Genomic DNA, 24,250 nt, shown 5'->3' with positions numbered 1-24,250 from the left:
CGGCCGACCGCGACGATCCGGCCCGCCCCGGCCCGGCCGACCCCCGGCCGACCCCGGGCAGCCTTCCGGGTCGCGAATCCGGGTCGCATACCGTAGTGCCGATACGACCCAGTAACCTGTGGCCCATGCGCGCGCTCCTGGTCATGAACCCCAAGGCGACCAGCACGACCACCCGCACGCGCGACGTGCTCTCCCACGCCCTGGCCGGCGAGCTCGAGACCGAGATCGGCGAGACCGGCTACCGCGGCCACGCCGCCGAGCTGGCCCGCTCCGCCGCCGAATCCGGGTTCGACCTGGTGGTGGCGCTCGGCGGGGACGGCACCGTGAACGAGGTCGTCAACGGGATACTGAGCGCCGACCTGCCGCCGGGCGTCCCGCGACCGGAGCTCGGGGTGGTCCCCGGCGGCTCCACCAACGTCTTCGCCCGCGCGCTCGGCCTGCCCAACGACCCGGTCGAGGCCACCGGGGTGCTGCTCGACGCGCTGCACGAGAACCGCTCGCGCCCGGTGTCCATGGGCCAGGCCGACGACCGCTACTTCACCTTCACCGCCGGCTTCGGCTTCGACGCGGCGGTGGTCGGGATAGTGGAGGACCGGCGCCGGGCCGGCCACAAGTCCACCGGGGGCCTGTACGTCCGCTCCGCGCTGCGGCACTTCTGGAACGGCCTGGACCGGCGCAATCCCCCGATCGGCATGAAGCTGGCCGACGGCACCGAGATACCGGGACTGTTCCTGGCCATCGTCACCAACACCTCGCCGTGGACCTATCTGGGGAACAAGCCGATCGTCATCACCCCGGAGTCCACGTTCGACGACGGGCTGGACCTGTTCGGCATCACCAAGATGTCCGGCGGGGCGGCGCTGCGGATCGTCAGGCAGATGTTCACGGACTCTGAGAAGCTGGTGCGCGGAAAGAACGTCTGCGTGCATCACGACCTGACCGAGTTCACACTCACCGCGGCGGTGCCGACCGACTTCCAGGTGGACGGCGACCACCTGGGACTGCGCGAAAGTGTGACGTTCCGCGCGATTCGCGACGCGCTGCGCGTGAAGATGTGATGACATAGAGTCACGGCCGGTTCCGCAAGTCCTGACAACGCCGAGGAATCCCAGGTAATCGCCCGCTCCAGCACCTTTGGAGTTGTCGCCAGCGCTGACTTGCTTCCTTGGAAGGCAAGGTGTGAGCGAGGAGACACCCTGGAAATCCAAAAACATCGGACCAAGGGCTTGTGCACCGGCCGGAACCCCTGACAACCTTTGGTGAGGCACCTGTCGGCGGATCACCCGGCTTGGTGCGGTTGGACGATGAGGGAAAGAGCGGTACGGATCTTGTCCGGACCGCGGTTGTTCCTTTGCGTCTCGCCTCGTGAGCCGATCGCGTCCGCGCATCCGGCCGAGGCCAACTGCCCCAGAAGTTCGAGTGGTCCCGGTCGCCGGGGTTACTAGTGAAAGCGTTCACATTCACAAGGATGAGAACGCCGGAACCGGTGGCCCCCGTACGGCCGTCCACCAGTGGCAGGCCCGCCGTGATGAACGTACACAGGCGTACAACAGCAGGACCCACAGTGACCGGACACCCGCGTCCGGCGTTGTGGCTGTAGTAACCCGGCGTGCTGGACACCGCCGGACCCGCCGGGACCGTGGGGGACCTGGACGGGTCACCGGCGTCCGCACGGCGGCACCGCACACACGTACACCACGAATCCTAAGGAGTGGACCCCATGGACTGGCGCCACCGCGCTGCCTGCCGTGACGAGGACCCAGAACTCTTCTTCCCCATCGGGAACACCGGGCCCGCGCTGCTGCAGATCGAGGATGCCAAGGCTGTTTGCCGTCGTTGCGACGTGGTCGACCAGTGCCTGCAGTGGGCGCTGGAGAGCGGCCAGGACGCCGGCGTCTGGGGCGGGATGAGCGAGGACGAACGCCGCGCCCTGAAGCGCCGCGCCGCCCGGGCCCGCAGCCGGATGGCCTGACCCGACGCACAGTATCCGCCGCTTCGGCGACCGCCGAGGCCGTGCGGAACGATCACACCGCGAGTGCACGACAACTGAAGCAACGTGTGTATATCTCCGTACTGCGGCGTTCTTGGACCGCAGTACGGACGCCGAAGGTGAGCGGTCCGCAAAGGCCGCTCTCTTGGTTTTCCGGGATCTTTCTCCGGTGGGGTCCGGCTCCAGCGTAGCGGAGCCCTGTTACCGCTTCATTGCCGCCCCCGTCCACCCCTTTCACGGCTGGGGAGCGTCGCCGACCTCCAGCTCCAGCACGGCCACCGCGCCCCGGCCGCCGGGGGCCGGCCGAAGGTCGAAGCTGCCGTTGAGATCCCCCTGAACGAGCGTTCGGACGATCTGTAGTCCGAGGTTCCCGGCCGTCGCGGCGTCGAAACCCGCCGGGAGCCCGTTTCCGTCGTCGGTCACCACGACCCGCAGCCGCGGCCCCCAGCGGTAGGCCTCCACCTCCAGCGCTCCGCCCCGGTCGGCCAGGCCGTGCTCCAGCGCGTTCTGCAGCACCTCGGTCAGCACCATCGACAGCGGGGTGGCGACCTGGGCCGGCAGGATCCCGAACCGGCCGGTGCGCCGGGTGCGCACGGTCGGCCCGCCCGGACCGCCGGTGCCGACGTCCACCACCATGGCCAGCACCCGGTCGGCGATGTCGTCGAAGTCCACCCGCTCGTCCAGGGTCTGCGACAGCGTCTCGTGCACCAGCGCGATCGAGCCCACCCGGCGCACCGCCTCCTCCAGCGCCGCCCGGCCGGCCTCGCCGTCGATCCGGCGGGCCTGCAGCCGCAGCAGCGCGGCCACGGTCTGCAGGTTGTTCTTCACCCGGTGGTGGATCTCCCGGATCGTCGCGTCCTTGCTCACCAGCTCGCGCTCGCGCCGCCGCAGCTCAGTGACGTCGTGCACGAGCACCAGCGCCCCGGTCCGCTCGCCCTGCGGCCGCAGCGGGATGGCCCGCAGCTGGACCACGGCGCCGTTGCCCTCGACCTCGGCCTCGCGCGGCTTGCGCCCGGAGGCCACCACCTGGAGCGCCTCCTCCATCGCGCCCTTGACCGGCGCCAGCGCCGCGGTCAGGTCGCCGAGGTGCTCCCCCACCATGTCGGCGGCGTAGCCCAGGCGGTGGTAGGCGGACAGCGCGTTCGGGCTGGCGTAGACGACGGCGCCGTCGGCGTCCAGGCGGATCACGCCGTCCCCGACCCGCGGCGAGTTGTCCTGCTGGTCGCGGGACTCCGGGTAGGGAAATATCCCCTCGGCGATCATGCGCGCCAGGTCCGCGGCGGTCTGCAGGTAGGTCAGCTCCAGCCGGCTGGGCGTGCGCGCGGCCAGCAGGTTGGTGTTGCGGGAGATCACCGCGATCACCCGGTCGCCGCGGCGCACCGGGATCGCCTCCACCCGGACCGGGACGTCCTCGCGCCACTCCGGGTCGCCCTCGCGGCGGATCCGGCCGGCGTCCAGGGCCAGGTCCAGCATCGGCCGCTCGCCGCGCTTGATCGTGGAGCCGACCAGGTCGGCGGTGTAGCAGGTGGGCCCGGTGTTCGGGCGCATCTGGGCGACCGCGACGTAGCCGGGCGCGGCCGCGGCTCCGGCGCCGTTCGGGACGCCGGTGCCGTCCGGGTCCGGCTCGGCCTTCAGCGGCGCCCACAGGACCAGGTCGGCGAACGACAGGTCGGCCAGCAGCTGCCAGTCGGCGATCAGCAGGTGCAGCCAGTCCAGGTCCGCCTCGTCGAGGTCGGTCCGGGCGTGGATCAGGTCGTTCATGGACGGCATGGTTCTTGGTATCACACACCGAACCCCACAACGGTTCCTCGATCACCTTGGCAGTCCGGGCAGGTCCGGGCCCCCCCGCGGCGCCCGGTAGCCTCGTGCTCCGTGAGCACTGTCGACGACCACCGCTCCCCGCGGGACCCCTTGTCCTGGCTCGCCGAGCGCGCCGAGCACCGGCGGGCGGCCGGCCTGCGGCGCCGCCTGGTGCCGCGTCCGGCCGACTCGCCGCTGATCGACCTGGCCGGCAACGACTACCTGGGACTGACCCGCCATCCGGAGGTCACGGCCGCGGCGATCGCGGCGATCCGGGAATGGGGCGCCGGCTCCACCGGCTCCCGCCTGGTGACCGGCACCACCGAGCTGCACGCCGAGCTGGAGGCCGAACTCGCCGGGCACGCCGGGACCGAGTCGGCGCTGGTCTTCTCCTCCGGCTACCTGGCCAACCTCGGCGTGCTCACGGCGCTGGCCGGACGCGGCGACCTGATCGTCTCCGACAGCCTGAACCACGCCTCGCTGATCGACGCCGCCCGGCTGTCCCGCGCCCGGATCGCGATCACCCCGCACAGCGACGTCGACGCGGTCGCCGCCGAGCTCGCGAACCGGAGCGAGGAGCGGGCGCTGGTGGTGGTCGAATCACTGTTCTCCGTCGACGGCGACACCGCACCGCTCAGAGCCCTGCACACGGCCTGCCGGGCGCACGGGGCGGTTCTGGTGGTGGACGAGGCCCACGGGTTCGGTGTGGCCGGTCCTGGGGGCCGCGGGGCGGTCTTCGAGGCCGGACTCGCCGGCGAGCCGGACGTGGTGGTCGCCGCCACGCTCTCCAAGGCGCTGGCGTCGCAGGGCGGCGCGGTGCTGGGGTCGGCCGAGCTGACCGCGCACCTGGTGGACGCCGCCCGGTCGATGATCTTCGACACCGGGCTGGCCCCGGCCTCGGCCGGGGCGGCGCTGGCCGCGCTGCGGCTGATCCGGCGCGACCCGGGCCTGCCGGAGCTGGTCCGCAAGCGGTCGTGGGAACTGTACGAACTGGCGCTGGAGCTGGGGCTGCCGGCCACCGCGCCCAGCGGCGCCGTGCTGTCCGTCGTGCTCGGCGAGCCGGCGGCCGCGGTGGCCGCCGCGGCGTACTGCCTGGAGCGCGGAGTCCGGGTCGGATGTTTCCGGCCACCGTCGGTCCCGGACGGCCTTTCGCGGCTCCGTATGACGTCACGTGCGGATTTATCCGATATGGAAGTGGATCACATCCGCGCGGTCCTGAGCGAACTCGCGAAAAAACAACCATAGGTCTAGACATCCACGATTGGTCTAGTCCACAATCTCTAACCGTGACCAGCATCTCTGCTCCGCGCGTCCTCGTCGACGGACGCCTGGCGGGCCCCTCGACCGTCGTCATCGACGACGGTGTCGTGGCCGAGGTGCTGGACGGCGCCGCGCCCGACGCCGACATAGCCCTGACCTCGGGTGTTCTGACGCCCGGCCTGGTGGACATCCAGACCAACGGCTGCTTCGGCGTGGACTTCATCACCGCCACCGACGAGGACTGGCACCGGGTCTCCGAGCAGCTGCCCGGCACCGGCGTCACCGCGTTCCAGCCGACCTACATCACCGCGCCGCTGGACGTGCTGCTCGGCGGCCTGGAGCGGGCCGGCGCCGTGTTCGGCGCGCTGACCGGCGCCCAGGCGATGGGCATCCACCTCGAAGGACCGTTCCTGTCCCCGCACAAGCCGGGGGTCCACGACCCGCGGTACCTGGTCGCGCCGACGCCGGAACGCGTCGGCGCCGTGCTGAACACGCTGACCGCGGACGGCACCCGGGGCCTGGTCACCATGGTGACGCTGGCGCCGGAGCTGGACGGCGGCCCGGCGGCGGTGCGCCACCTGGCCAAGGCCGGCGTCCGGGTCTCGCTCGGGCACACCGACGCGCTGGCCGAGCAGGTGCTGGCCGCCGCCGACGAGGGCGCGACCCTGGTCACCCACATCTTCAACGCGCAGCGCCCGCTGAACCACCGGGAGCCCGGCGTGCCCGGCGCGGCGCTCTACGACACCCGCTTCACCTGCGGGCTGATCGCCGACCTGCACCACGTGGCCCCGGAGATCTGCACCCTGGTCTGGCGCGCCGCGCCGGGCCGGGTGGCCCTGGTCACCGACGCCATCGCGGCGGCCGGAATGCCCCCGGGCGAGTACGAGCTGTCCGGGATCCAGGTCTTCCTCGGCGAGGACGGCGTGCCGCGCGACGCGGCCGGCGTGATCGGCGGCTCGGCCCTGACCCTGGACCGCGCGGTGCGCAACATGATCGGCATCGGGCTGGACGAGGCCTCCGTGCTGGACGCCGCGACCCGGGTCCCGGCCGACGCGATGGGCCGCCGCGACCTCGGCCGGATCGAGCCCGGCGCCCGCGCCGACCTGGTCTGGTTCAGTGACGGGTACCACCCGCTGCGCACCTGGGTCGCAGGGCGTAGCGTATTCGAGGCCGGTTCCGGCGCCGAGGCGCCGGCCGACTCCCAAGAACTGGCGAGGGAACGCCAGCCCGCCTAGCCCTGACAGGCGCGGGAACGGCGTTTCCGACCAGGCCGCCACCCGGCGGCGACGCTCCACGAGGCTCCGCACGCCTCGCCGGGCGGCCGGGACGGCGGCGAACCAAGAAGGCCGCGGGCTAGCGCGGCGGTGGAGGTTGAGGGGCCGACACCGCCGCGGGCCCGGGGCCGGACGGCACCGGCGGCCGTGAGACCGGTCACATCGGAGCCGCCCGCACAGGTCGCCCGCACAGGTCGCCCACACAGATCTCCCGCACAGGTCGCCCACACAGATCTCCCGCACAGGTCGCCGACACAGATCTCCGAACAGCGACGACTTCCGGACAGCATCGACTTCCGAACAGCATTGCGCGGGCCCGCCGAGCCTCGGCGGGCCCGCGCAATGCTGTTCGGCGCGAAGGGTCCGGCACGAGAGGTCCGGCGCGAAGGGTCCGGCGCGAGCCGAACGGCCGCTACCTGCTCAGCGCGGCCTGGAGGTGCTCCAGCACAGTCGAGTCCGCACCGGTGCCCGTGCCCTCGCCGGTGCCGGTGCCGGTACTCGTCCAGGAGATCCGCAGCAAGGTCACCCGGTCCCCCACCTGGACCGCGTAGGAATGCGTCACCACCCGGGCCCCGTCGGCCGCCGTCTGCCGCCACAGCCAGGACACCCCGGCCTCCGTGTTCACTCCGGGCGAGGCGGCGTCCGCACCGGTACCGCCGCGGCAGGCCTTGGTCGAACCGGCGGTCCGCAGGCCGGCCAGGACGGTAGCCGCGCGGGCGCTGTCGGAGAACGTGAAGACCTCCTGGAAGGCGTCCAGCCGACCCTCGAACTCCCCACCGCTGAAGACCACGTTCCGCACGCTCGGGCCGCCGTTCGGATCCGGGGACACCGGGCACGGGCCGTAGTAGATCTGGGAGAGGTTGACCAGATTGGGCTGCACCAGTTTCTTCGGCTTCCAGTGCGCCTGGTCGTAGCCCGGCCACAGCTCGGGCTGGAGCAGGCCGTCGTCAGCGTGGGCCGCTCCGACCGTCCCGCCCCCGGGAGCCGCCCCCGCCGGCCCGCCGAGCGCGGCGGTCACGCCCAGCGCGCCGCCGACCGCCGCCACCCCGGCCACCGCGACCCCGCCCCGGGCCCTCAGGGTGCGCCTGCGTCCCCGGCGCACCGCGTCCGCCGCGCCGGGGAGCCGGCCGCGCTCCGCGGCGTCCTGCGCGGCCCGCGTCAGGGCGTCGTCGAACTCAGACATTGGTCACTGCCTCCTGCGACTCGTCGGCGTACTCGGACAGGTGCTCGGCCAGTGCCCTGCGACCCCGGGCCAGCCGGGACTTCACGGTCCCCTCCGGAACCCCGGTCTCGGCGCGGATCTCCGCCACGCTCAGGCCCACCAGGTGGTGCAGCACGATCACCCGCCGCTGGTCCGCCGGAATCGCCCGCAGCGCGGCGATCAGCGCCAGCCGGTCGGGCGAGGCGCCGGGGACCTCCTCGGGCCGGGCACCGCGCCGATGGGCCAGCAGGCGGCTCGTGGTCCTGCGCCACGCGCTGATCGTGATCCGGTACGCCACCGTGCGGACCCAGCCCTCCGGGTCCTCGTAGGCCGCGACCCGCCCCCACCGCTGCCAGGCCCGCGCGTAAGCCTCCTGCAACGCGTCCTCGGCCTCGGCCAGGTCGCCCGTCATCGCGTAGACATGGCCGAGGAGGCGGCGTGACGACGCGGCGTAGAACGCCTCGAAGTCGGCCTCCGCCGGTGCTGAACCCATGGCTCCCGCCCTCCGTCCGATCGATGGCGTCCAGTGCCACCGATCGGACACGCGGCACACGGCGGTCCGGTTCCCCGCCGGCGAGGAAACCGGCGGAGAAAAGCGGAAGCCCGCCGGTCGTCAGACCGGCGGGCTCCGCCTCGGATCCGAACTCCGATCCGTGATTCTCCGTGTTCTGTGTTTCCGTGCTTCCGTGCTCGCGTGCGTCAGTGCGTCTCGGTGACCTTCGCCAGCGCCCGCGGCGCGTCCGGGTTCAAGCCCCGGTTCATCGTCACGTGGTAGGCCAGCATCTGCAACGGCAGGATCTCCAGGATCGGCGAGAGCTCCTCCGGGGTCCCGGACGGCAGCACGAAGCCCGCCGTGGCCCCGGCGACGTGCTCGGCCGAGCCGACCACCACCAGGTCCGCGCCGCGCTCCCGGAGGCGCTCCAGCACCGGTTCCAGGGCCGTGCCGCCCACGCCCTCGGCCGCGACCGCGACCACCGGGCTGACGTTGTCCACCATGGCCAGCGGGCCGTGCAGGAGGTCCGCGCCGGAGAAGGCGTGGGCCGGCAGGTAGCTGGTCTCCATGATCTTCAGCGCCGCCTCGCGGGCCGTCGGGTAGGAGTAGCCGCGCGCGGTCACCACCAGGCGGGAGGCGAACCGGTAACGCAGCGCCAGCTCGGCCACCTCGGCGTCCCGGGCCAGCAGGCCCGCGGCCAGCTCGGGCAGGGCCTTGGCGGCCGAGCCGTCGCCGCCGCGCAGGGCGTCCACCAGCAGCCACAGGGTGAGCAGCTCGGCGGTGTAGGTCTTGGTGGCCGGGAGCGCGAGCTCCGGGCCGGCCAGGACGTCCAGGCCGAGCTCCGAGGCCTGATTCACCGGGGAGCCGGCGACGTTGGTCACGGCCAGGGTCAGACCGCCCCGGGCCTTGGCCATCTCGGTATACGCGACCAAGTCCGGAGAGCCGCCGGACTGGGAGACCGTCACGCACAGCGTGTCGGTCAGGTCCGGCTCCGCCCGGTACGCCGTCGTCGTCGACATGGAGGTCAGCCCGACCGGGAGGCCGAGCGTGATCTCCATGAGGTACTTGGCGTAGTACGCGGCGTTGTCACTCGTGCCGCGCGCGGTGAGCAGGGCGAAGCGCGGACGCGCCGCCCTGATCCGCTCGGCGGCCTCCCGGATGCGCGGAAGCCCCTCGGTGAGGATCCGCTCCAGCACCGCCGGCTGTTCGGCGATCTCCCGCGCCATGATCTCGCCGGACTTGGTCGCACTCACTCAGGCCGTCCCTTCGACCAGCACCCGCGCGACCGCGAGGCCGGACACCAGCGCCGCTCCGTGCGAGGCGACCTGCGTCGCGCCCACGGACTTCTCCCCCAGACCGTACGCGATCCCCATCTCGACCACGACGGCGTCGGGTCGGACGGCGGTCACGGCGGCCAGGGCCGAGGCCATCCAGGCGTGCCGGTGCGCGTCGCGCACCACCAGCACCAGCGGCCGCCCGGCGGCGGCCGCGACGGCCTCGGACACCGCGGCGGCGGTGTAGGACAGGGCACTCTGCGTCGGCCGCTCGCCGTCCGGGGAGTCGCCGGCGAAGCCGGTCACCGCCCCGGGCTGCACGAAGCGCACCGCCGTGCTGCCGGCCGGCAGCTCGGCCAGCACCGGGCTCAGTCCCCACGGCACCGCGGTGCCCGCGGCGTTGTTGGCGACCGGCACGAACTCCAGCACCGCGGCCGGCCCGGTGAGCGGGGCCAGCGGCGGGCCGGAGACGGACACCGCGCGGCGCGCGGCGGCCAGGCCGACGGACTCGCCGTGCGCCCCGTTCGCGGTCGGGACCGCGGCCGGCGGCGCCGGGACCCCGGCGCCCCCGGTCGGCGCCGGACCGGAACCGGCAGCGTGCGTCCCCTCCTCGAGCGTCGCACGCTGCGCGGCGGCCCAGGCCCCGAGCTCGCGCACCCGGGTCGCGGCGTCGTGCAGCCGCTCGGCCGGCAGCCGGCCGGCCTTGACCGCGGCCACCAGCGCGTCCCGGAGCATCAGGTAGTCGACCTCGTCCCGCAGCCCGCCGCCGACGCAGACCGCGTCGACGCCGGCGGCCAGCGCCAGCACCGTGCCCTCGGCGACCCCGTAGGTGTCGGCGATGGCGCCCATCTCGATGCCGTCGGTGACCACCAGCCCGGTGAAGCCGAGCTCGCCGCGCAGCAGGTCGACCAGCACCTTGCGGCTCATGGTCGACGGGAACTCGGCGTCGTAGCGCGGGGCCAGGATGTGCGCGGTCATCACCGACTTCACGCCGGCGGCGATCGCGGCCCGGAACGGCGCCAGGTGCTTGTCCCACTCGGCGTCCGAGTGCTGCACCAGCGGCAGGCCGTGGTGCGAGTCCACGGCGGTGTCGCCGTGGCCGGGGAAGTGCTTGGCACACCCGGCCACGCCCACCGCCTGCAGGCCGCGCACGTAGGCCGCCGAGTGCCGCGCCGCCACCTCGGGATCGGACCCGAAGGACCGGGTCCCGATCACCGGGTTGTCCGGGTTGGTGTTGACGTCGCAGTCCGGGGCGTAGTTCAGGTTGATCCCGGAGCGCCGCAGCACCTGGCCGATCTCGCCGGCCACCCGGGCGGTCAGCTCCGGGTCGTCGACGTGGCCCAGCGCGTAGTTGCCGGGGAACGCCGACCCCGTGGCGACGTCGAGCCGGGTGACGTCGCCTCCTTCCTCGTCCACCGCGACCAGCACGTGCGGGTTCTCGGCCCGCAGTGCCGCCGACAGCTCGCCGGTGCGCTCCGGCGTCGCGGCGATGTTCCGTCCGTAGTAAGCGATCCCTCCGAGGCCGTCCTCGGCCAGGGCGCGGCGCACCCAGTCCGGGACCCGGCCGGAGTCGTCGTTGACGAACCCCGGCTGGAGCACGGCCGCGGCGTCGCGGAGAAGCTGATCCCCCATGCGCCGCGTGCCCCTATCCCTTGACCGCGCCGGCGGTCAGGCCGGTCGCGAGGTTCTTCTGGATCGCCAGGAACAGGATGACCACCGGGATCGAGGTGATGGTCGCGCCGGCCATCAGCACGCCCCAGTCGGTGCCCCGGGAGCCCACCGCGGTGTCGATCAGCCACGCCTGCATGTTCTGCTTGCGGTGGTCGTGGTTGATCGTGGTGATCAGGATGAACTCGTTCCAGGCCTGGATGAAGCCGTAGACCGAGGTGGCCACCAGGCCGGGGCCGGTGAGCGGCAGGATGATCCGGATGAAGGTCTGCCACCGGCTGCACCCGTCGACCATCGCCGCCTCGTCCAGCTCGCGCGGGACGTTGGAGATGAAGCCGCGCAGGGTCCACACCGTGTAGGGCACGGTGAACACCAGGTAGGTGATCACGATGCCGATCAGGGTGTCGTTGAGCTTCAGGTCCTGCATGGTCTGGGTCACCGGGATCACCAGCACGACCAGCGGGACCATCTGCACCATCAGCACGGTGAAGATGACCGCCTTCTTGCCGTAGAAGGCGAACCGGGCGATGGCCAGCGCCCCGAAGAACCCGATCACCAGCGAGATGCCCACCGCGCCCAGCGTGATCACGAAGCTGTTGCGCAGCGAGATCGCGAAGTTCTCGGCGTGGAAGGCCCCGGTGAAGTTCTGGAACGTCGGGTGCTCGGGGATGAAGTGCGGCGTGTAGTCCTGCCACTCGTTCTGCTTCTTGAGCGCCGTGTTCACCATCCAGTAGGCCGGGAAGCCCATGATGATGAAGACCAGGACGCCGACGGTGTTCCACAGCGCCTTCCGGGACGACTTGCGCCCGGCGCCGGCGCGGCGCGGCGGCGGTGCCGGGGCGACCGCTCGGCGGCGTCCCGTGCCAGTGCTGACGGTCATATGTCACCGTCTCCGATCCGCAGCATCTGCCGCACGTAGAACACCATCATGCCGAGCATCGCCAGGATCGTGAGGATCGAGATGGCGGCGCCCAGGCCGTAGTCGCTGTGTCCGAAGGCCTCGGTGTAGGAGAAGATGCCCAGCACCTGGTACATCGGCTCGGGCTTGTTCTGCCGGATCACGAAGGCCTGGCCGAACAGCTGGAAGTCCCAGATCACCGACAGCGAGGTGGCGATCACCAGCAGCGGCTTGATGGTCGGGTAGGTGACGGTGCGGAACACCTGGATCGGGTTCGCGCCGTCCATCCGCGCCGCCTCGCCGAGCTCCTTGGGCACCATCGACATGCCGGCCGACAACGTGACCGTCAGGAACGGCAGCGCCTGCCAGATGACCAGCGCCATGATGACGATCCAACCCTGGGTCTGGTTGACGAACCAGTCGTGGGTCTTGAAGCCGCTGAACCCGAGCTTGGTCAGCAGGTAGTTGACCACGCCGAAGTTCGGGTCGGTGAACCAGGCGTACAGCTCCACCGCGACGATCTGCGGGATCGCCCAGACGAACAGCAGCAGCACCATCAGCGAGGTGCGCAGCCACTTGGACACCAGGTTCAGCAGCAGCGCCAGACCCAGTGCGAACAGCATCGAGAACACCACCAGCAGGATGGTGATGATGAAAGTCCGCTCCACCGAGGACCAGAACTCCTTGTCGGACAGCACGTCCGAGAAGTTCTGGAACCCGACCCAGTCGCCGGGCTGGTTGGTGTAGAGCTGACGCTTGCTCTGGTGCTGGAAGGCCAGCATGACGATCTTGTACAGCGGGACCCCGAGGGTCAGCACGATCACCAGGATCGTCGGGATCACCAAAACATACGGAGTCGACTCGAACCTCCGCCGCCGCTTGACGCCTCTGCGCCCGCGGGTCGGCGGCGGGTCGAGCGTGCCGACGGGTTCCATCACCGCGGCCATGTGCACACCTCAACTCGTCGAAAGGGCCGTGCCGCAGCGCGGCACGGCCCCCACCGGTAACTTCGTCCGGGCCGTCGATCCCGCACCCTATTCAGGAGCGGGATCAACGCTCCCCACGCCGATCAGCCTCAGCTCTTGTTCAGCAGCTCGGCGATCTTGTCGTCGGCGGCCTTCGCGGCGTCAGCCACGCTCGACTTGCCGGTGGCGATGCTCTCCAGCATGTTCTGCAGCACGTTGCTGGACTCCACGTCCGCCCAGTTCGGGGCGACCGGGGTGAACCAGCTGGACGCGGCCTGGTCGGCCACCTGCTGCGAGATCGCCGGGCCGACGGCCTTGGCCAGGTCCGTCTTGTTGTTCGGCAGGTTGCCCAGCTTGCCCTCGGCGGCGTTGGACGCGGCGTTGGTGTACAGCTGGACCCACTCGGCGGCGAGGTTCTGGTTCTTCGACTTGCTGGTGATGCCCAGGACCGAGCCACCGAGGAAGGCCGGCGAGGGCTTGTCGGCGGTCGGGCCCGGCAGCGGCGCGGTGTCGACCTTGCCCTTCACCTTGGTGTCCTGCAGCGGCGACTTCGGGTCGTTCGGGTTCTGGTGCACCTGCTGCACGGCGCCGGCGTGCCACGCCGAGTCGTACTCGAAGCCGACGTTGCCGGTCTCGAACAGGGTGTCCTGGTCCGACTCGTCCTTGCTGTGGCTGGCCGCGGTGGAGTACTTCGAGACCAGGTCAGCCCACTGCTGCAGGCCGGCGATGGACTTGGGGTCCTCCAGGTTGCCCTTCCACTTGCCGTCCGAGCCCTTGAGGGCGAAGGAGCCGCCCTGGCCGTAGACGAACGAGCCGGCCTGGTACCAGTCCTTGCCGGGCGCGTCGTAGGTGACGAAGTTGGAGTTCGAGGCGTTCGCGGCCTTGATCTTGTCCAGCGCCGCGGTGAAGTCCGCCCAGGTCTTCGGGAACGAGGCGACCCCGGCCGACTGGAGCAGGTCGGTGCGGTAGATCAGGGTGCGGGTGCCCGCGTAGTAAGGAATGCAGTACAGGTGGCCGTCCTGGGTGCAGGGGGCCGACAGGCCGTCCAGCCAGGTGTCGTTGTTGTCGAAGGTCGACTTGACCGACGACACGTCGGCGAAGGCGCTGTTGAAGGCGTACTTGGAGGCCTCGGTGTTCCCGACCTCGATCACGTCCGGGGCGTCGCCGCTGCCGGACAGCGCCGCGTCCAGGTTCGTGAGGTGGTTGCTCCAGGTCTGCCAGTTGATCTTGACGTCGGCGCCGGTCTTCGCCTTGAACTGGTCGGTGGCGTTCTGGATGATCTGCATCCAGTCCTTGTTGTCCTTGGGGTCCGAGACCAGCCAGACGTTCAGGGTGGTGCCGGCGGCGTTGTCCTTCGGGCCGGACAGGGCCGGGGCGTTGGTCGCGGTGACCGAGCCGCCCTGCGACGGGGCAGTCGTCGCGCCCTTGTCGGACTTGGACGAGCTGCACGCGGAGGCCATGAGCGCCACGGCGGCTGCGGCCGAGGTCAGGGCGATGAGCTTGCGCTGCATGCCGTACTCCTTGGGTGGGTGAGGGATCTGGACGATCCACAAGACCGACCGCGCGTCACGGCAACCCTGAGCGATGCCGTCGGCGTGCTGCGTCATAATTCGGTGTGAACCGGTCTGATGGATCTGTTGGCGTGTGGAGCGTTCGGAACCGGGGGGCAAGCGCCTCCTGAAGCGTTTCCCCGCCGTTCCCGATTGGTTTAGACCAGTCCGGAGACTGGCATAGACCAATCGGACCGTCAAGACTCTCCGGGTCCGGTTGTCCAAGCCGTTACCAAGACGCAACCAGCCCTGATCGATGCCTCGCCGCCCCAGGTAAAGGCCGGTATCCGAAGAAAGGCTCGGAACGCGGGGGGACGAGATCGTCCGGCTGGACACACGCGCGGGTCCATGGCACTTTGGGCCACGAGGAGGGGCCGTCCATGACCGCAGAACCCGCGAACATCGCGCTGGAGGCGCACGCCGCGGCGCCGGCGCTGGAATCAGCGCTCGAAACCGTCCGGGTGCCCAAGTACTACCGCCTGAAGCAGCACCTGCTGGACCTGACGCAAACGATGCCGCCGGGGACTCCGGTCCCGCCGGAACGCCTGCTGGCGACCGAGTTCGACACCTCGCGCACCACCGTGCGCCAGGCGTTGGCGGAGCTCGTCGTCGAGGGCCGCCTGGAGCGGATCCAGGGCAAGGGCACCTTCGTGGCCAAGCCGAAGGTGGCGCAGTCGCTGCAGCTGACCTCGTACACCGAGGACATGCGGGCCCAAGGCCTGGAGCCGACGTCCCGGCTGCTGGAGATGGAATACGTCGCCGCCGGCGTCGAACTCGGCGAGCGCCTGGGCATCCGCGCCTCGGCCAAGGTGCTGCGGATAAGCCGGCTGCGCCTGGCCAACGGCGAGCCGATGGCGATCGAGACCACGCACCTGTCGCAGCAGCGTTTTCCCAACCTGCGCAAGCTCCTGGGCCGCTACAGCTCGCTGTACACGGCGCTGGCCGAGGAGTACGGGGTGCACCTGGCCGAGGCCGAGGAGACGATCGAGACCGCGCTGGCCACCCCGACCGAGGCGGGCCTGCTGGGCACCGACACCGGCCTGCCCATGCTGCTGCTGTCCCGGCACTCCATCGACACCGGCGGCGAGCCGGTGGAGTGGGTGCGCTCGGTGTACCGCGGCGATCGTTACAAGTTCGTGGCCCGCCTGAACCGACCCGAGGACTAGCCGTATCCGGCAGGCCGGACCGCCCCAGGACCCGGCTCCGAGGTGTCCCAACTCACCCCGCCGTTCGCCGGGTGGGACCCTCGCGCTCCCGTAAAGTCGGCGCGTGTCCATCGTCGTAGTCACCGGAACCAACACCGACGTCGGCAAGACCGTCGTGACCGCCGCCGTCGCCACCCTGGCCGCCGCGCGCGGCGCGTCGGTGGCGGTGGTGAAGCCGGCGCAGACCGGCGTGTCCCCGGACGAGCCGGGCGACCTGGCCGCGGTCCGCCGCCTGGCCGGCGTCGCCGATCTGCACGAGTACGCGCGCTATCCGGACCCGCTGTCCCCGGCGGCGGCCGCCCGCCGCTCGGGCCTGGCGCCCCTGGACCTGGACGACACCGTCCGCCGGATCCGGGAGCTGGCCGCGACCCGCCGCCTGGTGCTGGTCGAGGGCGCCGGCGGCCTGCTGGTCCGGCACGACGAGGACGGCACCACCCTGGCCGACCTGGCGCACGCGCTGGCCGCCCCGGTGCTGCTGGTCGCCCACCCGAACCTGGGCACGTTGAACATCGCGGCCCTGACCCTGGAGGCGATGGCCGCGCGCGGCCTGGACCTGGCCGGCATCGTCCTGGGCAGCTGGCCGGACGACCCGGACCTGGCCATGCGCAGCAACATCCGCGACCTGGAGACGATCGGCGCCCGGCCGCTGGCCGGCGCCCTCCCGGCCGGGGCCGGCGCCCTGGATCCGGCCGAGTTCCTGCTCGTTTCCCGCGCCGGTCTGGCCCCGGCCCTCGGCGGCACCTTCGATCCGGCACAATTCAGGCAGACCTGGGACCCTCGGAAGGCGGGCTGAACGACCATGACCACCACGGACCACGACCTCCTCACCACGGCCCGGAGCCAGGTACTGGACGAGGGCACAGGCCTGACCGAGGAGCAGGTGCTCCAGGTCCTGAACCTCCCCGACCAGGCCCTGCCGGCGCTGCTGCACCTGGCCCACGAGGTCCGCGAGAAGTGGTGCGGCCCGGAGGTCGAGGTCGAGGGCATCGTCTCGGTCAAGACCGGCGGCTGCCCCGAGGACTGCCACTTCTGCTCGCAGTCCGGCCTGTTCCCCTCCCCGGTCCGCGCGGCCTGGCTCAACATCCCCGAGCTCGTCGAGGCGGCGAGGCAGACCGCGGCCACCGGCGCGACCGAGTTCTGCATCGTCGCCGCCGTCCGCGGCCCCGACGCCCGCCTGATGCAGCAGATGCGCGAAGGCGTGAAGGCGATCCAGGAGGCGGTCGACATCCAGGTCGCCGCCTCGCTCGGCATGCTGACCCAGGAGCAGGTCGACGACCTGGCCGACATGGGCGTCCACCGCTACAACCACAACCTGGAGACGGCCCGCTCGCACTTCCCGAACGTGGTGACCACCCACACCTGGGAGGAGCGCTGGGACACGCTGACCATGGTCCGCGCGGCCGGCATGGAGGTCTGCTGCGGCGGCATCGTCGGCATGGGCGAGTCCCTGGAGCAGCGGGCGGAGTTCGCCGCCCAGCTGGCCTCCCTGGAGCCCGACGAGGTCCCGCTGAACTTCCTCAACCCCCGCCCGGGCACGCCCTTCGGCGACATGGAGCCGCTGAGCGCCCAGGAGGCCCTGAAGACCATCGCGGCCTTCCGCCTCGCGCTGCCCCGCACGATCCTGCGCTACGCGGGCGGCCGGGAGATCACGCTCGGCGACCTGGGCACGGAGCAGGGGCTGCTGGGCGGTATCAACGCCGTGATCGTCGGTAACTACCTGACCACGCTGGGTCGCTCGCCGGAGGAGGACCTGGCGCTGCTGACGAAGCTGGAGATGCCGATCAAGGAGCTGTCGAAGACGCTGTGACGGCCGGGACGGTCGTCGGGGAAGGCCGGGTCCCGGCCTTCCCCGGCGGCGCCTCCCAGCGGCGCCCCGACAGCGAAGCACCGGTCTGGCGTTCCTCAGAACCGCTCGTCGAGCTTCATGGCCAACCCGTCCATCAAGGACCAGCAGTCGGCGTCGCCGAGAACGTCGGAGTCGTTCACGCTGACCCGGTCGCCCCCGTGGACCAGCTCCAGCCGGCAACCGGCCGGAAGCACTCCGTACTCGGCGATCGATCCGTGCGCCAAATGCCGGGCCTTCAAGAACCCGGCTTGTGTGACCTCGTTCCGAGCGGCCAGCGCGTCCTCGCCGCCCTGGAACGCGTAGTCGACGCGCGCCCCGCCGCTCGCGACCCACTCGTTGGCGGCCGGCACTCCTTGCTCACCCGTGACCGTGCCCTGCGACGACTCCGCGAACAGTTCCGCGGCGTCGACACGGCTGAAGATCTTTGCCGGATCGGCCACCGCCGGGCCGCTGTCCGACCACTGCGCGGTCGCCACCGCCACCGCCGCCGTCACGACCCCGACGCCCACGACGCCACCGCCGGCCCACACCGCAACCCTGCCTCCGCGCCGCTTCATCCACCCATCCTGGCCTACCCGACGCGCACCGTCCGTGCCCACCCCGCCAGCAGCTGCAAAGACGCCTCCGACGAGGACCCCGCCGGTGCCGTGTGCATGACCAGGGCCTGATCCGGATCGTCCGGCGCCCGGAACGTCTCGTACTCCAGCCAGATCTCGCCGACCACCGGGTTCCGGTACATGTACCCGCCGTGCGTCTTGTCCCGGACATCGTGGCGGGCCCAGACCTCGGCGAAGTCGGGATTCCCGCACAGTTCCTCGACCAGCGCCCCCAGTGACGGGTCCGACGGGTACCGACCCACATCGAGTCGCAGATAGGCGGCGATATCCGCCATCTTCATCTCCGGCCGGGCGAACAGCGCCCGGAACCCCTCGTCGTGGCACACCAGCCGCGCGAGGTTCCGTTCGCGCGGCGCCAGCGCCCCGAAATCCGTCAACAGCGCCGCCGCCAGCTGGTTCCATCCCAGGACATCGGTCCCCAGCCCGACCACGTACGCCGGCACGTCCCCCGCGGCGTCCAACAGCCGCTGCAACCCCGGCCGCACCCGCTGGGCCTCCAGGCCGCCCTGGCCCGGCCCCTGATCCGCGGATCCCTGATACGGCCGGGCCAACCGGTACAGGTGCTCCCGCTCCGTGGCGTCCAACCGCAGAGCCCTGGCCACCGCGTCCAGCACCTCTTCCGAGAACTGAAGCGTCCGCCCCTGCTCCAGCCGCACATAATGGTCCACGCTCACCCCGGCGAGCAGCGCCAGCTCCTCACGCCGCAGCCCCGGTACCCGACGCCGCCCGCCGTAGTCCGGCAGCCCCAGCTCCGCCGGGTTCAGCCGGCCTCTCCGTGATCGCAGGAACTCACCCAACTCCGCGCGCCTGTCGATGGTCACGATCCTCCCCAACGCCTCGATGCATCCTGGTCATCCCGTGCCTAGGCAACACATGCTCCTGGGTACCCGCGCGCGCAGCGCGGATCGTGGTGGTCATGACGAACGCGAACCCCCTCGAAAGCCCCGCCACCAACCATGGCACCACCGCACTGGACACGGCTCCTCTGGACACGGCTCGTCTCGGCACCACCGACATGCACATCACGCGCACCGGCTTCGGCTCCTGGGCCGTCGCCGGCAGCGGCTGGGCCTACAGCTGGGGCAGCACCGACGACGCCGACTCCGTCGCCGCCATGCGCCACGCCGTCGACTCCGGCATCAACTGGATAGACACCGCCGCCTACTACGGCCTCGGCCACTCCGAGGAACTCGTCGGCAAGGCGATAGCCGCCTACTCCGACGCCGACAAGCCTTACGTCTTCACGAAAGTAGGGCTCGTCGGCGACCCGGACGCCCCGGGGCAGCCTCCGGTCCGCACCATGAACCCCGCGAGCGTCCGCCGCGAGATCGAGGGCTCGCTGCGCCGCCTGGGCGTCGAGCGCATCGACCTCTACCAGGTGCACTGGCCCGACACCGGAGAGGCCTTCGTCTACGGCGAGGAAGGCGACGGCACGGTCTCCCCGAACCAGACCCCGCTCGACGAGTACTGGCAGCTCATGGCCGACCTCAAGGCCGAGGGCAAGGTCCGCGCCATCGCCCTGTCCAACCACGGCCCCGACCTGATGACCCCCGCGGAGCGCATCGCCCACGTCGAAGCCATCCAGCCGCCGTTCTCCGCGATCAACCGCTCGGCCGCCGCCGACATCGCCTGGGCCCATGAGCACGGCACCGGCGTCATCGTCTACTCGCCCCTGCAATCCGGTCTGCTCACCGGCACCTTCTCCGCCGACCGCGCCGCGAACCTGGCCGAGGGCGACTGGCGCCGCACCGCGCCGGACTTCACCTCCGGCCTGTCCGCGAACCTCCGGCTGGCCGAGGCGCTCCGGCCGATCGCGGTCCGGCACGGCGCGAGCGTGGCCGAGGTGGCGATCGCCTGGACGCTGGCGTGGCCCGGCGTCACCGGCGCGATCGTCGGCGCGCGGACCGCGGCCCAGGTCGACGGCTGGCTGCGGGCCGGCTCGCTGCGCCTGACCGCGCCGGACCTGGCCGAGATCGCCGACGCCGTCAAGGCCACCGGCGCCGGGGTCGGTCCCGCCACGCCGTGACCCGCCCGGAGCACCCGGAACCCGGCCGCCCGCGCGGCCGGGTCTATCGTGCGCCTATGACGGACGCCGCACCGAAGACCACGTCCACCTCAGCGTCGGCCACCGCTTCCGGCCCGGCCGATGCCTCCGCGGCGGCCAAGGCTTCCGCAGCAGCCAAGGCTTCCGCGTCGGCCACCGACCCGGTCCCGGTCACCGTCATCCCCGCCAATCAGGCCCCCTGGGACGACCTCCGCACCGTCTTCGGCGACCGCGGCACACCGCACGACTGCCAATGCCAGTGGTTCAAGCTCCTGGCCAAGGAATGGCGGGCCACGCCGAGGCGGGACCGCGAAGCGCTGTTCCGGAGCCAGACCCACTGCGGCGACCCCGACGCGGACACCACCGGCCTGGTCGCCTACCTCGGCGAGGAACCCGTCGGCTGGTGCGCGGTCGAGCCCCGCCCCGAATACCCGCGCCTGCCGAAGCTGAGAATCCCGTGGACCGGCCGCGACGAGGACCCCGACGACCCGGCCGTCTGGGCCGTCACCTGCTTCGTGGTCCGCACCGGCTTCCGGCGCCGGGGCGTGAGCCGCGCCCTGACCGCCGCCGCCGTCGATTACGCCCGCGAGCACGGAGCCCGCGCCGTGGAGGGCTACGCGCTGGTGACCGTGCCCGGCAAGGAGATCGTCTGGGGCGAGTTGTTCGTCGGCGCGCAGAGCGTCTACGAGGACTGCGGCTTCACGGAGGTGAGCGCGCCGACGCCGCGCCGACGCGTCATGCGGATCGACTTCACCGGCTGAAACCGCGACTCCGCCCCGCCCGACCCTTGCTAAAGGCATCCTCGGCCGGAAAGCTACTGACTCGTAACTTAGCCGCCCCGCCGACCCCAGCAGGTGACGCCGTGACCGAGCCGCAGCACCCCGACTCCGCCCCCACCCCGCTGCACGGCGGCCAGATCGCCGTCGAGATCGCCCGCGCTCACGGCGTCCGCACCATGTTCACGCTCTCCGGCGGACACGTCTTCCCGCTCTACGACGGCGCCGTGAAGGCCGACCCGCCGATGCCGATCCTGGACGTGCGCCACGAGCAGACCGCGGTGTTCGCCGCCGAAGCCACCGCCAAGCTGACCCGCTGCCCCGGCCTGGCCGTGCTCACCGCCGGTCCCGGCATCACCAACGGCGTCTCCGCCGTCACCACGGCGCACTTCAACGGCTCGCCGCTGCTCGTGCTCGGCGGCCGCGCCGCAGACTCCAACTGGGGCAAGGGCGCCCTCCAGGAACTCGACCACCCTCCGCTCCTGGCCCCGGTGACGAAGCACTCGGCGACCGTCCACACCACCGCGACGCTCGCCGCGGACCTCGACGACGCCTTCACCCTCGCCGACGCGCCGCACCGCGGTCCGGTCTTCCTCGACCTCTCCCTGGAAGCCGCGTTCGACGTGGACGCCAAACCGCTCCCGCCCGCCCCGACCGCGGCCTCCGGCCGCTCCGTCGCGCCCGACCCCGAGTCGCTGGCCGCCATCGGCACCCTGCTGGCCCGCGCCGCCAAACCGGTCCTGGTCATCGGGTCCGACGTCTGGATGGACGGCGCCGAATCCGCCGCCCTGGCCTTCGCCGAGGAGACCGGCGTCCCGGTCATCACCAACGGCATGGGCCGCGGCATCCTGCCGCGCGGCCACCGCCAGCTGGTCACCCGCGCCCGCTCGGCCGCGTTCGGCGGCGCGGACCTGGTGATCGTGGCCGGCACCCCGCTGGACTTCCGCCTCGGCTACGGCCTGTTCGGCGGCCGGGACGGGAATCCGCTGGCGCCGGTCGTGCACCTGGCCGACTCCCCGGAGCAGCTCAGCACCCATCTGGGACTGGCCGGCGGCGCGGCGGGCGACCTGGCGGCGGCCTTCACCGGCATCGCCGAGTCCTGGCGCGGCGCGGCCAAGCCCGGCGCCTACGCGGACTGGCTCAGCACCCTGCGGGACCGGGCCGCGGCCGCCGTCGCCACCGACACCGACCTGCTCACCGCCGCCTCCGACCCGATCCACCCGGCACGCATCTACGGCGAACTCCTGCCGCGCCTGGCCGACGACGCCGTGGTGATCGGCGACGGCGGCGACTTCGTGTCCTGGGCCGGCCGGTTCGTGGAGCCCGCGCGGCCGGGCTGCTGGCTGGACCCGGGCCCCTACGGCTGTCTGGGCACCGGCCTGGGTTACGCGATCGCGGCCCGGCTGGCCCGGCCGTCGTCGCAGGTGGTGCTGCTGTTCGGCGACGGCGCGGCCGGCTTCTCGCTGATGGACGTGGACACGCTGGTGCGGCACCGGCTGCCGGTGGTGATGGTGGTCGGCAACAACGCGTGCTGGGGCCTGGAGAAGCACCCGATGCAGGCTTTGTACGGGTACGACGTCGCCGCCGACCTGAACCCCGAGGCCCGCTACGACAACGTGGTGCGGGCGCTCGGCGGCGGCGGGGAACTCGTCACAGACCCGCGCGGGATCGGCCCGGCACTGGACCGCGCCTTCGCCTCCGGAGTGCCCTACCTGGTCAACGTCGCCACCGACCAGGGCATCGCCTATCCGCGATCGACCACGGGGCTGTAACTCCCGTAGTCTCCAGGCTCGTGACTGACTGGGTGACCATAGCCTCGCTGGCCACCGCCGGGACCACCGTGGTCCTGGCGGCGGCCACGCTCTCCTCGGTCCGAGCCGCCTCCCGCGCCGCGGCCGCGGCCGAGCGCGCGGTCCAGGTGGGCCTGCGGCCGGTGCTGCTGACCTCCCGGCTCGGCGACCGCGACGAGAAGGTCTTCTGGGCCGACGACCACTGGGCCCTGGTGCCCGGCGGCCACGGCTACGCGGAGATCGTGAACGGCAACATCTACCTGGCGGTGTCGGTCCGCAACGTCGGCACCGGGCTGGCCGTGCTCCAGGGCTGGGACGTCCACTCCGAGCGCCGCAACGCCGAGGACGCCCACACCCCGCCGGGCGAGCACCGCCGGATGATCCGCGACCTGTACATCCCGGCGCACGACGTCGGGTACTGGCACGCGGCCCTGCGCGACGCCGACGACCCGCGCTACGCGGGGTTGGCGGCGGCGGTCAAGGAGCGGCGGGCGTTCAGCGTGGAGGTGCTGTACAGCGACCACGACGGCGGGCAGAGCAGCATCAGCCGCTTCATCCTGCGGCCGCGCGGCGACGGGAACGGCGGTTCGGACTGGATCGCCGGGACCGGACGGCACTGGAACCTGGACCGGCCCGATCCGCGGTCTACGCAATACGGGTGAGAACGGCGGCAGGGCGGCAAAACCAGTGGCCGCGGGCTGCGGACCGGAACTAGCGTCGGGCGCATGAGCCCCGCCCCGACCGCGCCGGACCCCGCGAACTGGCTCGACCACAACCGCGCCAACTGGGACGAGCGCGTCCCGATCCACGCCGCCGGCGCCTTCTACGACCTGCCCGGCTTCGTCGCCGGCCGTGAGACGGTGCCCGCGTTCGCGCTGGCGGAGGTCGGCGACGTGCGCGGCAAGCGGCTGGTGCACCCGCAGTGCCACATCGGGACCGAGACGCTGGGCTGGGCCCGGCACGGGGCGTCGGTCACCGGTCTGGACTTCTCCCGGCCGGCGCTCGACACGGCCGCCGGGCTCGCGGAGCGGATCGGCGTCGAGGACTCGCGGTGGGTGGCGGCGAACGTCTACGACGCGGTCGAGGCGCTGGACGGGGAGCAGTTCGACATCGTCTACACCGGCCTGGGCGCGTTGTGCTGGCTGCCGGACGTCGAGCGCTGGGCCCGGGTGATGGCGGCCCTCGTACGGCCGGGCGGGTTCCTGTATCTGGCGGAGTTCCACCCGTTCGGCAACACGCTGAAGCCCGACGGGCTGACGGTCGAGTACGACTACTTCGACCGGTCGCCGCAGGTGTGGGACGAGCCGGGGACGTACGCGGATTTCGAGGCGGAGACGGAGCAGAACGTCACGGTGCAGTTCGACCACGGGCTCGGGGAGATCGTCAGCGCCGTGATCAAGGCCGGGCTGCGGCTGGAGTTCCTGACCGAGCACGAGATGACGATGTTCAAGCGGTACGACGTGCTGGAGGAGCGGGACGGCTTCCTGTGGATGCCGGAGGGGCATCCGCGCGTGCCGTTGATGTACTCGCTGCGGGCGTCGAAGGCAGCGGGCTGAGTCAGGGGTCTGCGAGCGCCGTACACACTGCCGGCGTAGCCAC

Annotated in this window: 22 protein-coding genes; 12 read left to right on the top strand and 10 right to left on the bottom strand. The window is 71.8% G+C overall.

The window, feature by feature from the left end; all coding sequences use genetic code 11:
* The first annotated feature begins 125 nt into the window (after window positions 1-125).
* Complete coding sequence (locus tag ABD481_RS35695) at window positions 126-1,058, top strand: diacylglycerol/lipid kinase family protein (protein ID WP_344670263.1); 933 nt, start codon at window positions 126-128, stop codon at window positions 1,056-1,058.
* Between the two features lie 662 nt (window positions 1,059-1,720).
* Window positions 1,721-1,972 carry a WhiB family transcriptional regulator gene (locus ABD481_RS35690; protein ID WP_015796260.1) on the top strand — a complete coding sequence of 84 codons (252 nt, stop codon included), beginning with the start codon at window positions 1,721-1,723 and terminating at the stop codon, window positions 1,970-1,972.
* Window positions 1,973-2,224: 252 nt separating this feature from the next.
* On the opposite strand, the gene ABD481_RS35685 is transcribed toward ABD481_RS35690, so the two are convergent.
* Window positions 2,225-3,760: a sensor histidine kinase gene (locus tag ABD481_RS35685; protein ID WP_344670262.1), complete on the bottom strand. Its 1,536-nt coding sequence runs from the start codon at window positions 3,758-3,760 to the stop codon at window positions 2,225-2,227.
* A gap of 102 nt (window positions 3,761-3,862) precedes the next feature.
* Between ABD481_RS35685 and ABD481_RS35680 the strand changes: the two genes are divergently transcribed.
* Window positions 3,863-5,035: an 8-amino-7-oxononanoate synthase gene (locus ABD481_RS35680; RefSeq protein ID WP_344670261.1), complete on the top strand. Its 1,173-nt coding sequence runs from the start codon at window positions 3,863-3,865 to the stop codon at window positions 5,033-5,035.
* A 41-nt stretch (window positions 5,036-5,076) separates the two neighbouring features.
* Window positions 5,077-6,285: an N-acetylglucosamine-6-phosphate deacetylase gene (gene nagA, locus ABD481_RS35675; RefSeq protein ID WP_344670260.1), complete on the top strand. Its 1,209-nt coding sequence runs from the start codon at window positions 5,077-5,079 to the stop codon at window positions 6,283-6,285.
* A gap of 451 nt (window positions 6,286-6,736) precedes the next feature.
* Here nagA and ABD481_RS35670 read toward each other — a convergent pair whose 3' ends face one another.
* From ABD481_RS35670 to ABD481_RS35640, 7 genes are all read right to left on the bottom strand, one after another.
* A complete protein-coding gene (locus ABD481_RS35670; RefSeq protein WP_344670259.1) occupies window positions 6,737-7,507 on the bottom strand; it encodes a hypothetical protein in 771 nt (256 codons plus the stop codon).
* A complete protein-coding gene (locus ABD481_RS35665; protein WP_344670258.1) occupies window positions 7,500-8,018 on the bottom strand; it encodes a SigE family RNA polymerase sigma factor in 519 nt (172 codons plus the stop codon). The genes ABD481_RS35670 and ABD481_RS35665 overlap by 8 nt, the downstream gene beginning before the upstream one ends.
* A gap of 206 nt (window positions 8,019-8,224) precedes the next feature.
* Entirely contained in the window at window positions 8,225-9,244 is a 1,020-nt protein-coding gene (locus tag ABD481_RS35660) for an SIS domain-containing protein (protein ID WP_344670295.1), read from the bottom strand.
* A gap of 27 nt (window positions 9,245-9,271) precedes the next feature.
* Window positions 9,272-10,924 (bottom strand): glycoside hydrolase family 3 protein, encoded by a 1,653-nt coding sequence (locus tag ABD481_RS35655; protein ID WP_344670257.1) that lies wholly within the window; start codon window positions 10,922-10,924, stop codon window positions 9,272-9,274.
* Window positions 10,925-10,937: 13 nt separating this feature from the next.
* On the bottom strand, window positions 10,938-11,840 hold the full coding sequence (locus ABD481_RS35650) for a carbohydrate ABC transporter permease (protein ID WP_344670256.1): 903 nt from the start codon (window positions 11,838-11,840) through the stop codon (window positions 10,938-10,940).
* The gene (locus ABD481_RS35645; RefSeq protein ID WP_344670255.1) at window positions 11,837-12,805 is read right to left on the bottom strand and encodes a carbohydrate ABC transporter permease; all 969 of its coding nucleotides are present in this window, start codon (window positions 12,803-12,805) and stop codon (window positions 11,837-11,839) included. Before ABD481_RS35645 ends, ABD481_RS35650 begins: the two co-directional genes overlap by 4 nt.
* Before the next feature lie 128 nt (window positions 12,806-12,933).
* Window positions 12,934-14,334, bottom strand: a complete 1,401-nt coding sequence (locus ABD481_RS35640) for an extracellular solute-binding protein (protein WP_344670254.1) — start codon at window positions 14,332-14,334, stop codon at window positions 12,934-12,936.
* 419 nt (window positions 14,335-14,753) lie between these two features.
* Here ABD481_RS35640 and ABD481_RS35635 point away from each other — a divergent pair, with 419 nt between their 5' ends.
* The 3 genes from ABD481_RS35635 (at window position 14,754) to bioB (ending at window position 17,385) form a co-directional block, all read left to right on the top strand.
* The gene (locus tag ABD481_RS35635) at window positions 14,754-15,539 is read left to right on the top strand and encodes a GntR family transcriptional regulator (protein ID WP_344670253.1); all 786 of its coding nucleotides are present in this window, start codon (window positions 14,754-14,756) and stop codon (window positions 15,537-15,539) included.
* Window positions 15,540-15,642: 103 nt separating this feature from the next.
* Window positions 15,643-16,371 carry a dethiobiotin synthase gene (gene bioD / locus ABD481_RS35630; RefSeq protein ID WP_344670252.1) on the top strand — a complete coding sequence of 243 codons (729 nt, stop codon included), beginning with the start codon at window positions 15,643-15,645 and terminating at the stop codon, window positions 16,369-16,371.
* 6 nt (window positions 16,372-16,377) lie between these two features.
* The gene (bioB, locus tag ABD481_RS35625; RefSeq protein ID WP_344670251.1) at window positions 16,378-17,385 is read left to right on the top strand and encodes a biotin synthase BioB; all 1,008 of its coding nucleotides are present in this window, start codon (window positions 16,378-16,380) and stop codon (window positions 17,383-17,385) included.
* 95 nt (window positions 17,386-17,480) lie between these two features.
* On the opposite strand, the gene ABD481_RS35620 is transcribed toward bioB, so the two are convergent.
* Window positions 17,481-17,981, bottom strand: coding sequence for a hypothetical protein (locus ABD481_RS35620; protein WP_344670250.1), 501 nt, complete (start codon window positions 17,979-17,981; stop codon window positions 17,481-17,483).
* Window positions 17,982-17,995: 14 nt separating this feature from the next.
* Window positions 17,996-18,862 (bottom strand): helix-turn-helix transcriptional regulator, encoded by an 867-nt coding sequence (locus ABD481_RS35615; protein WP_344670249.1) that lies wholly within the window; start codon window positions 18,860-18,862, stop codon window positions 17,996-17,998.
* 194 nt (window positions 18,863-19,056) lie between these two features.
* Here ABD481_RS35615 and ABD481_RS35610 point away from each other — a divergent pair, with 194 nt between their 5' ends.
* The 5 genes from ABD481_RS35610 (at window position 19,057) to ABD481_RS35585 (ending at window position 24,207) form a co-directional block, all read left to right on the top strand.
* Window positions 19,057-20,067 (top strand): aldo/keto reductase, encoded by a 1,011-nt coding sequence (locus tag ABD481_RS35610; RefSeq protein ID WP_344670294.1) that lies wholly within the window; start codon window positions 19,057-19,059, stop codon window positions 20,065-20,067.
* Window positions 20,068-20,123: 56 nt separating this feature from the next.
* On the top strand, window positions 20,124-20,846 hold the full coding sequence (locus ABD481_RS35605; protein ID WP_344670248.1) for a GNAT family N-acetyltransferase: 723 nt from the start codon (window positions 20,124-20,126) through the stop codon (window positions 20,844-20,846).
* A gap of 194 nt (window positions 20,847-21,040) precedes the next feature.
* Window positions 21,041-22,633, top strand: a complete 1,593-nt coding sequence (locus ABD481_RS35600) for an acetolactate synthase (RefSeq protein WP_425559374.1) — start codon at window positions 21,041-21,043, stop codon at window positions 22,631-22,633.
* Between the two features lie 20 nt (window positions 22,634-22,653).
* Window positions 22,654-23,313, top strand: coding sequence for a hypothetical protein (locus ABD481_RS35590; RefSeq protein WP_425559372.1), 660 nt, complete (start codon window positions 22,654-22,656; stop codon window positions 23,311-23,313).
* Between the two features lie 63 nt (window positions 23,314-23,376).
* Window positions 23,377-24,207, top strand: coding sequence for a class I SAM-dependent methyltransferase (locus ABD481_RS35585; RefSeq protein WP_344670245.1), 831 nt, complete (start codon window positions 23,377-23,379; stop codon window positions 24,205-24,207).
* Window positions 24,208-24,250 lie beyond the last annotated feature (43 nt).

Origin of the sequence: Catenulispora yoronensis, from assembly GCF_039531695.1 — a bacterium.
Taxonomy (GTDB): domain Bacteria; phylum Actinomycetota; class Actinomycetes; order Streptomycetales; family Catenulisporaceae; genus Catenulispora; species Catenulispora yoronensis.
Note: the sequence above shows the minus strand (reverse complement) of the source record. Positions and strands in the feature narration are given on the sequence as shown.

Coding starts and splice junctions, on each gene's coding strand:
- ABD481_RS35695 (WP_344670263.1), top strand. CDS start 126: ATGCGCGCGCTCCTGGTCATGAACCCCAAGGCGACCAGCACGACCACC.
- ABD481_RS35690 (WP_015796260.1), top strand. CDS start 1,721: ATGGACTGGCGCCACCGCGCTGCCTGCCGTGACGAGGACCCAGAACTC.
- ABD481_RS35685 (WP_344670262.1), bottom strand. CDS start 3,760: ATGCCGTCCATGAACGACCTGATCCACGCCCGGACCGACCTCGACGAG.
- ABD481_RS35670 (WP_344670259.1), bottom strand. CDS start 7,507: ATGTCTGAGTTCGACGACGCCCTGACGCGGGCCGCGCAGGACGCCGCG.
- ABD481_RS35665 (WP_344670258.1), bottom strand. CDS start 8,018: ATGGGTTCAGCACCGGCGGAGGCCGACTTCGAGGCGTTCTACGCCGCG.
- ABD481_RS35660 (WP_344670295.1), bottom strand. CDS start 9,244: ATGGCGCGGGAGATCGCCGAACAGCCGGCGGTGCTGGAGCGGATCCTC.
- ABD481_RS35655 (WP_344670257.1), bottom strand. CDS start 10,924: ATGGGGGATCAGCTTCTCCGCGACGCCGCGGCCGTGCTCCAGCCGGGG.
- ABD481_RS35650 (WP_344670256.1), bottom strand. CDS start 11,840: ATGACCGTCAGCACTGGCACGGGACGCCGCCGAGCGGTCGCCCCGGCA.
- ABD481_RS35645 (WP_344670255.1), bottom strand. CDS start 12,805: ATGGCCGCGGTGATGGAACCCGTCGGCACGCTCGACCCGCCGCCGACC.
- ABD481_RS35640 (WP_344670254.1), bottom strand. CDS start 14,334: ATGCAGCGCAAGCTCATCGCCCTGACCTCGGCCGCAGCCGCCGTGGCG.
- ABD481_RS35635 (WP_344670253.1), top strand. CDS start 14,754: ATGACCGCAGAACCCGCGAACATCGCGCTGGAGGCGCACGCCGCGGCG.
- bioB (WP_344670251.1), top strand. CDS start 16,378: ATGACCACCACGGACCACGACCTCCTCACCACGGCCCGGAGCCAGGTA.
- ABD481_RS35620 (WP_344670250.1), bottom strand. CDS start 17,981: ATGAAGCGGCGCGGAGGCAGGGTTGCGGTGTGGGCCGGCGGTGGCGTC.
- ABD481_RS35610 (WP_344670294.1), top strand. CDS start 19,057: ATGCACATCACGCGCACCGGCTTCGGCTCCTGGGCCGTCGCCGGCAGC.
- ABD481_RS35605 (WP_344670248.1), top strand. CDS start 20,124: ATGACGGACGCCGCACCGAAGACCACGTCCACCTCAGCGTCGGCCACC.
- ABD481_RS35600 (WP_425559374.1), top strand. CDS start 21,041: ATGTTCACGCTCTCCGGCGGACACGTCTTCCCGCTCTACGACGGCGCC.
- ABD481_RS35585 (WP_344670245.1), top strand. CDS start 23,377: ATGAGCCCCGCCCCGACCGCGCCGGACCCCGCGAACTGGCTCGACCAC.